Annotated in this window: 13 protein-coding genes; 9 read left to right on the forward strand and 4 right to left on the reverse strand. The window is 73.2% G+C overall.

Going from position 1 to position 14358, the window contains the following annotated elements; all coding sequences use genetic code 11:
- Positions 1 to 51: 51 nt before the first annotated feature.
- The 6 genes from O3597_RS05290 (at position 52) to O3597_RS05315 (ending at position 5310) form a co-directional block, all read left to right on the forward strand.
- Positions 52 to 507: an SRPBCC family protein gene (locus O3597_RS05290; RefSeq protein ID WP_164449230.1), complete on the forward strand. Its 456-nt coding sequence runs from the start codon at positions 52 to 54 to the stop codon at positions 505 to 507.
- A gap of 40 nt (positions 508 to 547) precedes the next feature.
- Positions 548 to 1252, forward strand: a complete 705-nt coding sequence (locus O3597_RS05295; RefSeq protein WP_235945047.1) for a hypothetical protein — start codon at positions 548 to 550, stop codon at positions 1250 to 1252.
- A gap of 69 nt (positions 1253 to 1321) precedes the next feature.
- Positions 1322 to 2269: an ROK family glucokinase gene (locus O3597_RS05300; protein ID WP_281604482.1), complete on the forward strand. Its 948-nt coding sequence runs from the start codon at positions 1322 to 1324 to the stop codon at positions 2267 to 2269.
- 23 nt (positions 2270 to 2292) lie between these two features.
- The gene (locus O3597_RS05305; protein WP_164449355.1) at positions 2293 to 2997 is read left to right on the forward strand and encodes an endonuclease/exonuclease/phosphatase family protein; all 705 of its coding nucleotides are present in this window, start codon (positions 2293 to 2295) and stop codon (positions 2995 to 2997) included.
- A gap of 91 nt (positions 2998 to 3088) precedes the next feature.
- Entirely contained in the window at positions 3089 to 4495 is a 1407-nt protein-coding gene (locus O3597_RS05310; protein WP_164449229.1) for an NAD(P)-binding domain-containing protein, read from the forward strand.
- Positions 4492 to 5310 carry an alpha/beta fold hydrolase gene (locus tag O3597_RS05315; protein WP_281603404.1) on the forward strand — a complete coding sequence of 273 codons (819 nt, stop codon included), beginning with the start codon at positions 4492 to 4494 and terminating at the stop codon, positions 5308 to 5310. Before O3597_RS05310 ends, O3597_RS05315 begins: the two co-directional genes overlap by 4 nt.
- Positions 5311 to 5341: 31 nt before the next feature.
- On the opposite strand, the gene O3597_RS05320 is transcribed toward O3597_RS05315, so the two are convergent.
- Positions 5342 to 6754, reverse strand: a complete 1413-nt coding sequence (locus tag O3597_RS05320; protein ID WP_164449228.1) for a trehalose-6-phosphate synthase — start codon at positions 6752 to 6754, stop codon at positions 5342 to 5344.
- Positions 6755 to 6929: 175 nt separating this feature from the next.
- Positions 6930 to 7775: a DUF308 domain-containing protein gene (locus tag O3597_RS05325; protein WP_164449227.1), complete on the reverse strand. Its 846-nt coding sequence runs from the start codon at positions 7773 to 7775 to the stop codon at positions 6930 to 6932.
- Between the two features lie 284 nt (positions 7776 to 8059).
- On the opposite strand from O3597_RS05325, the gene O3597_RS05330 reads away from it, so the two are divergent.
- The gene (locus O3597_RS05330) at positions 8060 to 8770 is read left to right on the forward strand and encodes a lysophospholipid acyltransferase family protein (protein WP_164449226.1); all 711 of its coding nucleotides are present in this window, start codon (positions 8060 to 8062) and stop codon (positions 8768 to 8770) included.
- A gap of 37 nt (positions 8771 to 8807) precedes the next feature.
- Here O3597_RS05330 and O3597_RS05335 read toward each other — a convergent pair whose 3' ends face one another.
- Positions 8808 to 12425 carry an adenylate/guanylate cyclase domain-containing protein gene (locus O3597_RS05335; protein ID WP_348650356.1) on the reverse strand — a complete coding sequence of 1206 codons (3618 nt, stop codon included), beginning with the start codon at positions 12423 to 12425 and terminating at the stop codon, positions 8808 to 8810.
- A 113-nt stretch (positions 12426 to 12538) separates the two neighbouring features.
- Here O3597_RS05335 and O3597_RS05340 point away from each other — a divergent pair, with 113 nt between their 5' ends.
- The gene (locus O3597_RS05340; protein WP_164449225.1) at positions 12539 to 12748 is read left to right on the forward strand and encodes a hypothetical protein; all 210 of its coding nucleotides are present in this window, start codon (positions 12539 to 12541) and stop codon (positions 12746 to 12748) included.
- A gap of 80 nt (positions 12749 to 12828) precedes the next feature.
- Here O3597_RS05340 and O3597_RS05345 read toward each other — a convergent pair whose 3' ends face one another.
- Entirely contained in the window at positions 12829 to 13521 is a 693-nt protein-coding gene (locus tag O3597_RS05345; protein ID WP_164449224.1) for a Crp/Fnr family transcriptional regulator, read from the reverse strand.
- Between the two features lie 263 nt (positions 13522 to 13784).
- Here O3597_RS05345 and O3597_RS05350 point away from each other — a divergent pair, with 263 nt between their 5' ends.
- Positions 13785 to 14282, forward strand: a complete 498-nt coding sequence (locus tag O3597_RS05350) for a polyadenylate-specific 3'-exoribonuclease AS (protein WP_164449223.1) — start codon at positions 13785 to 13787, stop codon at positions 14280 to 14282.
- The last annotated feature ends 76 nt before the right edge of the window (positions 14283 to 14358 follow it).

Genomic DNA, 14358 nt, shown 5'->3' on the forward strand with positions numbered 1-14358 from the left:
GCAGGTGGGCGGCGCGGCACGCGGGCGGTCACCGGACGGTAGCCTCCCACCATGGCGGACTCCTCCACCCAGTCGATCATCATCGGCGCGTCACCGGACCGGGTGGCCGCGGTCATCTGCGACTTCCCGAGCTACCCCGAGTGGACCGAGGCGGTCCGCGAGGCGGAGGTGATCGAGGAGTACGAGGACGGTTACGCCAGCCAGGTCCGTTTCGTCCTCGACGCCACGGTGATGGCCGACGAGTACGTGCTGGCGTACGCCTACGCGGAGGACCTGTCCCGCGTCGAGTGGCACCTGGTGGCCCCGTCGAAGATGCAGAAGGCGCAGCGGGGCGCGTACGACTTGGAGGCCAACGCCGATGGGAGCACCACCGTGACCTACACCCTGGAGGTGGAGCTCGCGGTCGGGATGCTCGGCATGTTCCGTCGCAAGGCCGAGAAAATGATCATGGACGCCGCGTTGAAGCAGCTCAAGCGCCGGGTAGAAGCATCCGGTGCGGCGCAGTGACGCGTCCGGCGACCCGGTCGCCGCGGTAGAGGAGCCCAGCATGGGTGCGACAGATCCGGGCACGGCCCGGCAAGAGGCGGAGCGGCTGGTCGCCACGCTGCTGGCCACCGTGCGGATGGCCGCCGCCAACCCGGCGGCGGTGCCGTTGGGCCCGCTCGGCGGGATCGTGACCGGTGTCCTCGGTCACAACGACGTCCCGGGCGCCGCGTCCGGTGGCACCGGGGGTGGTTTCGCCACCGGCGCGCCCGAATGCTGCGTCTGCCCGGTGTGTCGGGGCATCGCCGCGTTGCGCGATCCGAGCCCCGAATTCGCCGAACGACTGGCCACCGGTGCCGGGGATCTGGCCGCTGGCCTGGCCAGTTTCCTGCGCGCCTTCGGCTCGGCCGGTTCGACCGCCGAACCGGCGTCCGGCTCCGCCGCCGAGGACACCGCCACCGCCGCCGCCGACCCGTACGGCGACCACGTGTGGCGCGAGGCCACCCGGACCGGGCATGATTCTCAGCCGGCACCGGAGCGGGACGTCTGGTCCGCCGCGACCCGGGTGGAGGACGTCGCCGTCCCGACCGCCGTGCCCGTCGACGCCGCCGGGCCGGTCGCACCGGCCGGACGCCGGACGTCGACCGAGCGTCGCGTGGTGCCCGCCTCCCGGGTACCCGACGGCGAACCCGCACCGGGTGACGAGCCCGCACCGGACGGCCGTACCGTGCCCGGCGGGCGGCAGGACGCACCAGGCGACGGGGCCTGACCACGGACGACCCGCACCACCGGCGAGGGCAGGTGTGCGCGGGTGGCACAGCAGAGGGGAGTGGCAGCGGTGACGCTGACCATCGGAGTCGACGTCGGTGGCACCAAGGTGGCCGGCGGTGTCGTCGACGACACCGGCACGGTCCTCGTGCAGGCCCGACGGGACACCCCCGCCGACGACGTCGGCAAGACCCGCGACGTCATCATCGAGCTGGTCGCCGAACTGGCCGCCGGCCACGACATCCAGGCGGTCGGCATCGGCGCGGCCGGTTGGATCGACTCCAGCCGTTCCACCGTGCTCTTCGCCCCGAACCTGGCCTGGCGCGACGAGCCGCTGCGGGCGTACGTGAGCGCGGCGGTCGGGCTGCCGGTCATCGTCGAGAACGACGGCAACGTGGCGGCCTGGGCGGAGTTCCGCTACGGCGCCGCCCGCCACGCCGACGACTCGATGGTCATGTTCACCATCGGCACCGGCGTGGGCGGCGGCATCGTGCTCGGCGGTGATCTGGTCCGGGGTGCCCACGGCATCGCCGCCGAACTGGGCCACATGCTCACCGTTCCCGACGGCCACCAGTGCGGGTGCGGCCGGCTCGGCTGCATCGAGCAGTACGCCAGCGGCAGCGCCCTGGTCCGGTTCGCCCGGGCCGCCGCCCGGCAGGAGCCACACCGGGCCGCGGCCCTGCTGGAGCTGGCCGACGGGGAGGCCGAGGCGATCACCGGCCCGATGGTCACCGCCGCCGCCAAGGGCGGCGACCCCGTCTCGGCCGAGGCGTTCGCGCAGGTCGGCCGCTGGCTCGGCACCAGCCTGGCGGACATGGCGCAGATCCTCGACCCGCAGATCCTGGTCGTCGGCGGTGGCGTCATCGACGCCGGTGACCTGTTGATGGGCCCCACCCGTCGCTCGTTCACCGAAGCACTGGCGCAACGCAGCCGGCTGCCGGTGGCCGAGATCCGGCCAGCCGAGCTCGGCAACTCCGCCGGCGTCATCGGCGCCGCCGACCTGGCCCGCCGGATCTAGCGGTGTCCTCGACACCGCACCCGGTGACCGAGCACGGGGTGCCGCTGCGCGTGCTGTCGTACAACGTCCACGGCCAGCGCGACGACACCGCCGCGCTGGCCGCGGTGGTGCGCGGGGCGGCGCCGGACGTGGTCATCGTCCAGGAGGGACCGCGCCGGTTCCGGTGGCGGGAGAAGTCGGCCGCGCTGGCCGAGTCGTTCGGTCTGGTGGTCGCCGCCGGCGGGTTGCCGTCGCTGGGCAACCTGCTGTTGACCAGCCTCCGGGTACGCGTGACCGACACCCGCTGCCGGCGCTTCCCGCTCACCCCCGGCCGGCACCTGCGCGGCGCCGCGTACGCCGACTGTCGGGTGGGCACCTCGGCCCGGTTCACGGTGGCCGGGTCGCACCTGTCCACCGACCCGGCGGAGCGTCCCGGCCAGGCCGAGTTGTTCAAGCGGGACCTGGTCGCCGCACCTCATCCGGTGATCGCCGCCGCCGATCTCAACGAGGAGCCGGGCGGGCCGGCGTGGCGCGCCGTCGCCGACGGGTTGACCGACGCGGCGGTGGCGGCCGACCGGGCCGACCGGCTCACCTACTCGTGCGCGGATCCGCGCCGGCGCATCGACGCGCTGTTCGTCGACGCGCGGATCACCGTGGTCGACTACGACGTGGTGGACACCCCGCTGACCCGGCGGGCCAGCGACCACTTCCCGGTCCTGGTCGACCTGCTGCTGCCCGCCACCGCCTGACATCGGCCGTTCGCCGGGCTGGACATCCCGCTCCGTTGTGGGGAGGATTTCGCGCGACCCGGCACTCGTGCCGAGACGAAGGAGACCCCCGGTGCCCACCTCCACCGAGCCCGGCCGGCCAGATCCGGAGACGACCACGCTCGCCCGCGGCCCCGACGGCCGTCCGGTCTCCGACCGGGGCGACACCGTCTGCGTCATCGGTGCCGGTGCCAGCGGCCTGACCGCCGTGAAGAACCTCGCCGAACACGGTTTCGGGGTCGACTGCTACGAACGTGAGACCGGCGTCGGCGGCGCCTGGAACTGGCGGCACGACCGCAGCCCGGTGTACGCCAGCACCCACCTGATCTCGTCGCGGCCGTTCACCCAGTTCCCCGACTTCCCGATGCCCGACCACTGGCCGGACTACCCGCACCACGGTCAGTTGCTGTCCTACTTCGAGCGCTACGCCGACCACTTCGACCTGCGCCGGCACATCTGGTTCGGCACCGAGGTGGTGCGGGTCGAGCCGGTCGGCGACGACCGGTGGGACGTCACCACCCGCAGCACCGGCGGCTACGGTCCCGAGCGCACCTCCCGGTACGGCGCCGTGGTGATCGCCAACGGGCACAACTGGTCGCCGAAGCTGCCCCGCTACGAGGGGTTGGAGCAGTTCCGTGGCGAGGTCATGCACGCCTCGTCGTACAAGGACTCGGCGCAGTTGCGGGGCAAGCGGGTGCTGGTGGTGGGGGCCGGCAACACCGGCTGCGACATCGCCGTGGAGGCCGCCCAGCAGGCGTCACGGTGTTGGCACTCCACCCGTCGCGGCTACTGGTACGCCCCGAAGTACGTCTTCGGTCGCCCTGCCGACCAGGTCAACGACCTGCTGCTGGCGCTGCGGGTGCCGCTGCGGGTCCGGCAGTGGCTCTACCACCGGACGCTGCGACTGACCGTCGGCGACCTGACCCGCTTCGGCCTGCCGAAGCCGGACCACCGGGTGTACGAGACGCACCCGATCGCCAACAGCCTGCTCGTGTACCACGTGGGCCACGGCGCGATCACCCCGGTACCGGACATCGCGCGCTTCCACCCGCACTCGGTGGAGCTTGCCGACGGCCGGCAGATCGACCCGGAACTTGTCGTCTTCGCCACCGGCTACCTGCCCCGCTTCGAGTTCCTCGACGGCAAGCTGCTCGGCGACGACGAGGGGGTGGGCCGACCCCGGCTGTGGCTCAACGCCCTCGTACCGGACCATCCCACGCTCGCGGTGACCGGGCTGCTCCAGCCCGACTCGGGCATCTTCACCCTGGCCCACTGGCAGGCCGTGCTCTTCGCCCGGTTGCTGCGGTTGCGCGCCAGCCGTCCGGAGCGGGCCGCCGCCTTCGCGGCCCGGGTACGTGCCGGGGCGGGCGAACGCTACTCGGGACAGGTGAAGGATTCGACCCGGCACTGGTTCGAGGTCGGGCACGCCGACTACCTGCGCGCGCTGGAGCGCGCCCTACGCGAGCTGGAGAGCAAGTGACCGAGCGGGTGATGCGCGGCTGGGAGTGGGCGCGGCCGGTGCGCCCGGTCCGGCGTGAGGTGCTCAGCGCCGTCCCGGAGTTGGAGGAGGGACGACCACCGCTGCTGTTCGTGCCGGGCTTCGGCCATGGTGCCTGGGCGTACGCGGAGAACTGGCTCGGACATGTCGCCGCCCGCGGCTTCAGCGCTCACGCGATGAGCCTGCGCGGGCACGGCGGCAGCGCCCCGGCACCGGAGGCGACCCTGCGGGCGTACGCCCACGACGTGGTCCAGGTGGCGGCCGGCCTGCCGCGACGGGCGGTGCTGGTGGGGCACGGCGCCGGGGCCCTGGTGGTCGCGCACGCCATGGCCCGCTACCCGGCGAAGGCGGCGGTGCTGGTGGCGCCGGTCTTCGGCGGTTGGGCGACGCTCGGTACCGCGTTGCGCCGCAACCCGTTCGGCACCCTGCCGGCGGTCTTCGGCGCCGGGCTGCGGCTCAACCGCAGGCAGCTGTTCAGCGCAGAACTGCCCGAGGCCGACGCTCGGCGGCACGCCGCGCGGCTGGGGCGGGCGGCCCGGCGGGCCCAGTGGCAGCTGTTGACCGGCGCCGATCCGGAGCCGGCGGTGGGCGATCCGCCGGTGCTGGTACTGGGTAGCCCGGACGACCGGGTGGTGCCGGCCGCGGCGCTGACCCGTGCCGCGCGGCGGTACGGTTCGGCTCCGCTGCTCTTTCCCGGAATGGGGCACGACCTGATGCTCGACGCCCGGTGGCGGGAGCCCATCGACGCGATCCTCGACTGGCTGATCAAGGAACCGGGCCGCGACGACCTCGGCTGAGCTCGTCGCGGGCGTGACCCGACGGCCGGTATCAGCCGCCGAGGTGGGCGAGCATCGAACCACTCTGATCCAGCGTGGACAGATAGGAGCGGGCCCAGGCCCGGATGTCGTGTTCGTGCAGGTACGCGCGCATGGACCGCATCCGTTCCCGTACGTCGGCGGGGTCGGCCCGCACCGCCGCGAGCAGGCCCTGCTTGAGCCCCTCCAGGTCGTGCGGATTGACCAGGTACGCCTGCGGCAGCTCGGCGGCGGCCCCGGCGAACTCGCTGAGCAGCAGCGCGCCGGTGTCGTCGACCCGGGCGGCGACGTACTCCTTGGCGACCAGGTTCATGCCGTCGCGCAGCGGGGTCACCGCCATCACGTCGGCGACCCGGTAGAGCGCGGCCAGCTCGGCGCGGTCGAACGGCTGGGTGAGGTAGTGGATGGCGGGCTCACCGACCCGGCCGAACTCCCCGTTGATCCGCCCGACCTCCCGCTCCACCCGGTCCCGCAGGATCTGGTACTGGCTGACCCGCTCCCGGCTGGGCACCGCCACCTGCACCAGCACCGTGTCGCGGACCTTGACGTGCCCGCCGGCCAGCAGCTCGCTGTACGCCTTGAGTCGCTGCTCGATGCCCTTGGTGTAGTCCATCCGGTCGACGCTGAGGATCACCTGCTCGGGGCTGCCCAGGTCGTGGCGCAGTCGGCGAGCCCGGTCGGCCACGTCCGGGCGGTCGGCCAGCGCGGCCATCTCGACGGTGTCGATCGACACCGGGAACGCGCCGATGCGCACCACCCGGTCGTCGATCCCGATCCGTCGGTCGGTGGCCGGCAACCCCAGCACCTTCGTCACCAGCTGGGCGAAGTTGTGCGCCGCCTGGGCGCGCTGGAAGCCGACCAGGTCGGCGCCGAGCATCCCGCGCAGCAGCTCGGCCCGGCGGGGCAGCTGCATGAACAGCTCCGGCGGCGGGAAGGGCACGTGCAGGAAGAAGCCGATGCGCAGGTCGGGTCGCAGCGTGCGGAGCAGCCCCGGCACCAGTTGCAGGTGGTAGTCCTGCACCCAGACCACCGCGCCGGGCTCGGCGACCTGCGCGGTGGCCTCGGCGAACCGCTGGTTGACCCGAAGGTAGGCGTCCCACCAGCGCCGGTGGTGTTGCGGCTGCTCGACCGCGTCGTGGTAGATCGGCCAGAGGGTCGCGTTGGCGAAGCCCTCGTAGTGGTCGCGCAGGTCGTCGCCGCTGAGCGGCACGGAGTGCATCCGTACCCCGTCGATGTCGGGCAGGTCGGGCGCGGGACCGGTCCCGCCGGCCCAGCCGACCCAGGTCGCGGGGGTGTGGCGTAGCAGCGGGTGCAGCGCGCTGACCAGCCCACCGGGGCTGCGCCGCCACTCGCAGGCACCGTCGGGTGCCACGCTGTCGTCGATGGGTAGGCGGTTGGCCACCACCACGAGGGAACTCTGTCGCATCTCGGGCATTCCGATCAGCAGGGGAGTGACCGCCACGAGGGAGGAACAACCGGGCAGTCGGCGGGTGACGTGACGTACTGCGGTATTCCTACTGACAGTAAGTTACACCACTGTTACGCGCCTCGGCACGGGCGGCCGCCGTCCCGGTATCCGGACCGCTACCCTGCGCGCCGGCTCAGACGACGGCGCCGTCGTCCGGGTCACGGTCGTCGGCGTCACCGGGCCGCAGCCGCCACACCAGCGTGACGAAGCCGGCGAGAATGCCGGTGAAGCCGAGCAGGGTGACGATGCCCTGGTCGGCGGGGAGCAGATCGGGGAAGAGGAACAGCACGAAGCCGAGCAGCACGGCGAGGATGCCGGCCAGCGCGAACTTCGACACGCGGGGTAGCGGAGGTGGCGGCGGCGGCACGTACCGCTCGTCGTCGTCCGGGTCGTCGGGCAGTTCGGCGCCGAGGGTGTCCAGGCCGTCCAGCAGCGACGGGCCCTCACCGTCGCGGGGCCCACGCCCGACCGAGACTCCGGAGATGTCGGCGGCGTACGGCAGCCGGCGTACGTCGGTGGCGGTCGGGCCGGGCTCCTCGGTGCCCGGCCGGGTGGCGGTGGCCGTGCCACCCCGCCCGGCGGGGTCGTCCACGTTCTCGGCGGCCGGCCACGGGTGGTCACCGGTGTCCGGCGGGGTGTGGAAGCCGGCGACGATGCGTTCCCACTCGGCGTCGATGTCCGGCTCGCCGCCGACGCGGGCGTCGCCGGTCTCGTCGGCGAGCTGGCTCAGGTAGTCCCGGGCGGTGCTCAGGTGCGAGCGATCCACGTAGAGCCGGTCCACCGGCCGGGACGGCACGGTGGTGGTGCGGGTGACCGGGTTCAGGTCGGCCGACGGTTGCAGGTAGGCGGCGATCCCGCCGGCGGCCAGCACGTCGAGCAGGTGCTCGCCGACGCGCGGATCGACATCACCGGCGATGGCGTACTCGCTCGCGTCGAGACCGTTGTCCCGCCGTCCCCGGCGGGCCCCACCCGCTGACACCGACCATCCTCCTCATCGCGCCACCGGCGCGCCCCGCGGCCCCTCGGCGCGCCCCCGCACGCCCCGTGCCCTGAATCGTGACACGTCGAGGGTGGGTTCGGGGAGTGCCTTGTGGCGCGGCGTACGGCCGGACGCCGGCCAGGACGTCGGTCCGACACCGAACGTGACGGGCGGTTTCGAACCGAGCGTCCGTTGCCGCGGCCGGCCGGCGGTTCGTAGGCTCGTGCCACGATCACCCGGTCCGGCGCGGTCCGCGGTGACCACCACCTGCCGAAAGGACGCCGGTGCTCTACTGGCTGCTGAAGTACGTGCTGCTCGGCCCGCTGCTGCGGCTCATCTTCCGGCCGCGGGTGGAGGGTCTGCACCACGTACCGGCGACCGGTCCGGTCATCCTGGCCAGCAACCATCTCTCCTTCTCGGACTCGATCTTCACGCCGCTGATCGTGCCCCGGAAGGTCACCTTCGTGGCCAAGGCGGAGTACTTCACCGGCAAGGGAGTCAAGGGCTGGCTGACCAAGATGTTCTTCACCGGCACCGGCACCATCCCGGTGGACCGCTCCGGTGGCCGGGCCGCCCGCGCCGCGCTGGACACCCAGCTGACGGTGCTGCGCTCCGGTGGCATCGCCGGCATCTACCCGGAGGGCACCCGCTCGCCCGACGGTCGGCTCTACCGGGGCAAGACCGGGGTGGCCCGGCTGGCGCTGGAGAGCGGTGCGCCGGTGGTGCCGGTGGCGATGCTCAACCTGGACGAGATCCAGCCGCCGGGCCAGCTCATCCCAAACCTGGCCCGGGTCCGGATCCGTTTCGGACCGCCGCTGGACTTCTCCCGTTACGCCGGGCTGGCCGGTGACCGGTTCGTCGAGCGGGCGGTCACCGACGAGATCATGTACGAGTTGATGGAGCTCTCCGGCCGGGAGTACGTCGACGTCTACGCCCAGCAGCTCAAGGCCCAGCCCACCCCGACGACCGCGCCGGCCACCCCGGTCGCGGCCTGAGCCACCCGGCGGGTGGCCGGCGCGGCCCGCGCGCCGGTCAGGAGGCGAGGGTCCGGGCGGTGCCGGTGGGTGGATGGGCCAGGGCGAGCAGGCCCGGAGCGGCGTTGCGGTGTGCGAAGGCGCGCAACTCGGTCAGGGGCGCGCCGGCCGTCGCGTGGTCGCCGGCGGCCGCCAGTTCGCGTACCGCGAAGGTCAGCGCCAGCATCCGGTCGGTGACGTCGGGAATCCCGGCGTAGATCTCGGCGGCGGCGAGGTGCAGCTCGGCGGCGTGCCGGTGGTTGTCGTCGAACCCGGCCAGCGCCCCGGTCACGGTCCGCAGCGCCGCCTCCGACCAGGGCGTACGGTGGCCGACCCGGTCGAGCATGGCGCGTACCCGGGCGGCGGGCTTGCGTCCAGCCAGGCTGGCCGCCCAGCCGGCCGCCGCGATCCATTCGCCACTGGCCAGCGCCGGCACCGCCGTCCACGACCCGGCCAGCTCGTCGACGAGCGCGGCGGCCTCGTCGAGGCGACCCTGTACCGCCCGGCACAACGCGCCCATCGCGAGCATCGTCCAGTGCAGCCGGTGGAAGCCACTGCGCCGCGCGGTGTCCAGCGCGGCGGCCACGTCGTCGCGCGGCGGCACCCCGTCCGGCGACCCGTCGGCGGGCGGGCCCGGCGGCACCGGCTGGCCGCGCAGCACCAGCAGGCACGACCGCAGGCCGCGTACCTGCATGTCCCAGCCGCCGGTCGGGGTGTTCATGCAGGCGTCGGCGGCGGTGAGCAGCCGATCGAAGTCCCCCTCGAACCAGGCCCGCGTCGCCTCGCTCGAGTAGCTGGTGGTCAGGGTCTGCCCGCTGGCGGTGCGGGCCGGGGCGGCGGCCAGCAACGCGTCGGAGCGTACCCAGTCGCCCTCCTCGCAGACGGCGTAGGCGAGGTTCTGGGTGGCCCGGGGCAACGCGAGCAGCAGACCGGTCCGGCTGGACTCCACGATCGCGTACAGCTCGTCGAGCCCGGCCCGGTCGCCGGCCTGGTACCGGGCGGTGGCCGCGGTGATCCGGGCGTTGGTGCGGATCTCGGTCAGCCCGAGCCGTTCGCCGATCGCCGCGGCCGTGTCGGCCGCCGCCACCGCCGGATCACGTTCGTAGTTGAGCATGTGCAGCCGCCCCAGCTCGGCGAAGGCGTCGGCCTTCTGCGCGCTGTCCGGCAGCGGGTCGAACAGGCGTACCGCCCGGTCCAGGCAGGCCAGTGCCGCCGGGCGGTCGGCGCGCAGCCACGCCGCCTGGCCGAGCAGCGTCCAGGCCCGCGCCGCGCACGCCTCGTCGCCGTACGCGAGCAGCCGCTCGGCGAGCGCCTGCACCTGCTCCGGTCCACCGCCGGAGAGGAAGGCGTTGCCGTCGCGGTGGAACGCGATCTCGGTGCTCAACAGCTCCAGCTGCAGCCGGCCCACCGGATCGGAGTCGTCGGCCAGGCCGAGCGCCCGGGCCGCGTGGCCGGCGGCGGCGTCCAGCCCGTGCAGCGCGTACGCCCGGCGTGCCGCCCGGTGCAGCGCGGCCCGGGCCGGCGCGGCGTAGCGGTTGGTCTCCATGCCGAGCGAGCGGGCGATCTCGTGCGCCGCCCAGCGGTGGTGCGCCAGCACCTCGGCCAGGTCGGTGTCCCGACTCTGCGACAGGGTGTCCAACCAGTCGGCGGTGCGATCGTGCCGGGCCACCCGCTCGGTCCGGGGCAGCCGCTGGTAGCACACGTCCCGGACCAGGACGTGTCGGAAGCGGTACTCCGGCTGGCCGGCCATCGTGGAGGTGGTCTGCTCGTGGACGAAGTCCCGCTGCTCCAGCCGACGCAGGGCACGCTCGACGGACTCGACCGGCTGACCGACGGCGGCGGCCACCGCGCCCGGCCAGAACTGCACCCCGACCACCGCGGCGGCCAGCAGCACCGCCCGGTCCTTGGCGTCGAGCAGGTCGACCCGGTTGGCGATGACCGCGTGCACACTCTCCGGCATCGGCAGGTCCAGGTGCTTCTCCAGCGACCAGCCACGGCCGGACTGCCGCAGCGCCCCCTGCTCGATCAGCATCCGGACGTACTCGTGGGCGTAGAGCGGATTGCCGCCGGCCACCTCGACCAGCGGGGTCAGCAGGTCGGCGGAGAACGCGGCCTGGCCGAACATGTGCGCGTACAGCGCGGCGATGCCGGTGTCCCGCAACGGTGGCAGGGCGATGGTGACCGAACCGGTGATGGTCCCCGCCCAGCTCGGATCCCGGTCGACAAGTTCCGGGCGGGCGGTGCACAGCAGCAGCAGCGGCACGTCCCGGGCCGCCGCGCCGAGCAACTCCACGAAGCGCAGCATCGGGTCGTCGGCCCAGTGCAGATCCTCGAAGACCAGCACGGTGGGGCGACGGGCCGCCAGGGCCAGCAGGAACCGCCGCCACGCCGATTCCGCCTCCTCGGCCGGCAGCGGGTTACCGGCCAGCCCGACCAGCGGACGCAGCGCGTCGGTGACCCGGCCCCGCTCGGCGACGCCGACCAGCTCGCCGACGGCGGCGGTGAGTCGTTGCGCGGCGCTGGCCGCCGGATCGGTGTCGAGGATGCCCGCCTCGGCCTTGACGATGTCGGCGAGCGCGGCGAACGTGACGTTCTCGCCGAACGGTGGACACCTGCCGATGCGCCAGGTCAGCGGCTCGTCCACCAGCCGACCGGTGTGCCGGTGCAACTCGCGGACCAGCCGGCTCTTGCCGATGCCGGCTCGACCGAAGACGGTCACCACCTGGGGTCGGCGGTCGCGCAGGCTGCGGTGCAGGGCGTTGACCAGCATGCCCAGCTCGTGCTCCCGGTCGATCAGGGGGGTGGTGTCCGGTTCCCGATCGGTGGGCTGCTGACGTACCGCGGACCGGGCCAGCCACACCTCGGTCGGTGCCGACCGGCCGCGCAGGATGACCGGGGGTTGCTCGTCGTACCGGATGGTGTCCCGGGTCAGCGCGTGCGTGGCGCCGTCGACGAGCACCCCGCCCGACGGTGCCGCCGACTGCAGCCGGGAGGCGGTGTTGACCACGTCGCCGGCGACGATCGCCTGGCCACCGTCGCGGGCGGCGGCCACGTCGACGAGCGCCTCACCGGTCGCCACCCCGACCCGGAAGCGCAACCCGTCGGTGCCGGTCGGGGTGAAGCGGGTCAGCACCCGCTGCAACTCCAACCCGGCCCGCACACACCGCAACGCGTCGGTCTCGGTGGCCACCGGCGCACCGAACAGCGCCATCACCGCGTCGCCGATGTACTTCTCCACCACTCCGCCGTACTGGCCGACCACCCGGCGGGCGGCGGAGAAGAAGCCGGTCTGCATGCCCCGGACCAGCTCCGGGTCGGCCCGCTCGACGTACGGGGTGAAGTCGATCAGATCGACGAAGAGCACGCTGACCCGGCGGCGATCCTCCTGGTTCAGGGCGCCCGGTAGGTCGGTGCCGGCTCGGGGTGCGCCGCAGGAGGTGCAGAAGGCCACGTCCGGCGCGAGCGGGCGCAGGCAGTGCGGGCAGACGGCACCGAGTTCCGCGCCGCAGCCACCGCAGAAGCGGTCGCCCTCGGCGGCGGTACGTCCACAGCGGTCACACTGCGCGGCGATGACACCCTCCAGTGGCAGGCCCCCGACGCCCCGGGGCGCAGCATCGAGTATCGCCGCCGGAGGCAGTGTCGGGTACCGGGCTGTTGGCTTGTGGACACTCAGCCGGGCAGCTCACCACGCTTCGGAACGGCTAGATTCAGGCAGCCGATTCGTTGACCGCTGATCAGGGGGACAGCTCCATGGTGTACGTGATGCTGATGAGTGACTGGACCGACGGGAACGGGGTCGCCCACTCCGCCGGAGACTCGGTGGACGTGGACGCCGCCACCCTCGCGCAGCTCCAGGCGCAGGGGATCGTCGGCGAGGTGCCCGGCGGTGGCAAGGACGGTACGGACTGGGTCGGACCGGGTGACACCGAATGGGTCGGGCCGGGCAGCACCAAGCCCTGACCACAACGAGTGCGGGCGGGGCCGGGACGATCGTCCCGGCTCCGCCTCGGTCTTCGCCGCGCTCGGTGCCGGGCCGCCGCTCAGCGCTCGTTCATGCCGGCGCGGCGGCGCAGCGCGGGCACGTCGGTGACCACGATCCGCCGGCCCTCGGTGCGCAGCCAACCCCGGCTGGCGAACGAACCGATCGCCTGGTTGACGCTCTGCCGGGACCCGCCGGCCATCTCGGCGAGCTGGCTCTGGTTCAGCTCGATGGTGATCATCGGGGCCTGGCTCTCGCCGGCGAGCCGGACCAGCGTCTTGGCCACCCGGCCGGGCAGATCGAGGAAGACGTGGTCGGCGTTCTGCTCGGTCAACCGGCGGATCAACGCACCGAGGGACCGCATCACCGCGTCGAGGATGCGCGCGTTCGAGTGCACCAGCTCCATGAAGGCCGGCCGGGACAGCGCCAGCGCGGCGGTGTCCTCGATCGCCTCGGCCGAGGTCGAGCGGGTCGAGGCGTCCAGCAGGGAGACCTCGCCCAGCACGTCCGGCGGTCGCATCACGGTCAGGATCGCCCGCTCGCCGGTGGGCGCGGTCCGGAACACGGCCACCGCGCCCCGCCGCAGGATGATCAGCGACTCGCCCGGGTCGTTCTCCACGAACAGCAGCTGCCCCTTGCGGTAGGTGCGGGGTACCGCCGCGGCGACCACCCGCTGGCGCACCTCCGGCTCGAGCCCGGCGAACATGTCAACGCCGGTGAGCGCGTCGCCCGGCTCCGGCAGGCGCATCTCCACGGCCCCACCCCTCCCCGGTCAAGGACCCCAACTCGCTCACCGGGTGAGCCTGAAGGCCCTGACGAGGTGATCCGACACCCGTTCGGCGTCCGGCAGCGGTAACACATCAGATCATGACGGTCCGGTCGCGTGCTGTACACCCCTCAAATCACTTCCGTGACCGGTTCGAGCTGGGGCATGACCTCGGTGCGGGCGATGGAAGCGCTCCCGGTGTCGCCGACCCGATGGACGGGCCGCGGTGACCGTCGGCGAGGATGGTCCCGATGGCCTACCGCTACTTCTACGACTGCGAGTTCATCGAGGACGGCCGGACCGTCGAGCTTGTCTCGATCGGCGTCGTCGACGAGCACGGCCGCGAGTTCTACGCGGTCTCCACCGAGTTCGACGCGTCCCGCGCGGTGCCCTGGGTTCGTCGCAACGTCCTGGACAAGCTGCCCTCCCCGGCCGACCGGGCGTGGCGGTCCCGCGAACGCATCCGCGACGACCTGTACGAGTTCCTGGTCGAGCCGATCCGGGACCGGCCCGGCGAGGAGGTGGAACTGTGGGCCTGGTACGCGGCGTACGACCACGTGGCGTTGGCGCAGTTGTGGGGCGCGATGCCGGCGCTGCCCCGGGAGATCCCCCGGTACACCAAGGAGTTGCGGCAGTTGTGGGACGACCGGGGGCGGCCTCCGCTGCCGAACGCCGCGGCGGCCCGACACGACGCGCTGGTCGACGCCCGGCACAACCTGGCCCGGTGGCGGGCGATGACCGGTTCGTGAGATCCGGTCATTCGGTGGTTTGACCCGGGCCGTCCCGGGCACCGGGTTCGCCGAAGGGGCCGAGGCGAGGGAGTTG

It is taken from the genome of Verrucosispora sp. WMMA2044 (assembly GCF_027497155.1).
Classification (GTDB): domain Bacteria; phylum Actinomycetota; class Actinomycetes; order Mycobacteriales; family Micromonosporaceae; genus Micromonospora; species Micromonospora palythoicola.

Coding starts and splice junctions, on each gene's coding strand:
- O3597_RS05290 (WP_164449230.1), top strand. CDS start 52: ATGGCGGACTCCTCCACCCAGTCGATCATCATCGGCGCGTCACCGGAC.
- O3597_RS05295 (WP_235945047.1), top strand. CDS start 548: ATGGGTGCGACAGATCCGGGCACGGCCCGGCAAGAGGCGGAGCGGCTG.
- O3597_RS05320 (WP_164449228.1), bottom strand. CDS start 6,754: ATGCGACAGAGTTCCCTCGTGGTGGTGGCCAACCGCCTACCCATCGAC.
- O3597_RS05340 (WP_164449225.1), top strand. CDS start 12,539: ATGGTGTACGTGATGCTGATGAGTGACTGGACCGACGGGAACGGGGTC.
- O3597_RS05350 (WP_164449223.1), top strand. CDS start 13,785: ATGGCCTACCGCTACTTCTACGACTGCGAGTTCATCGAGGACGGCCGG.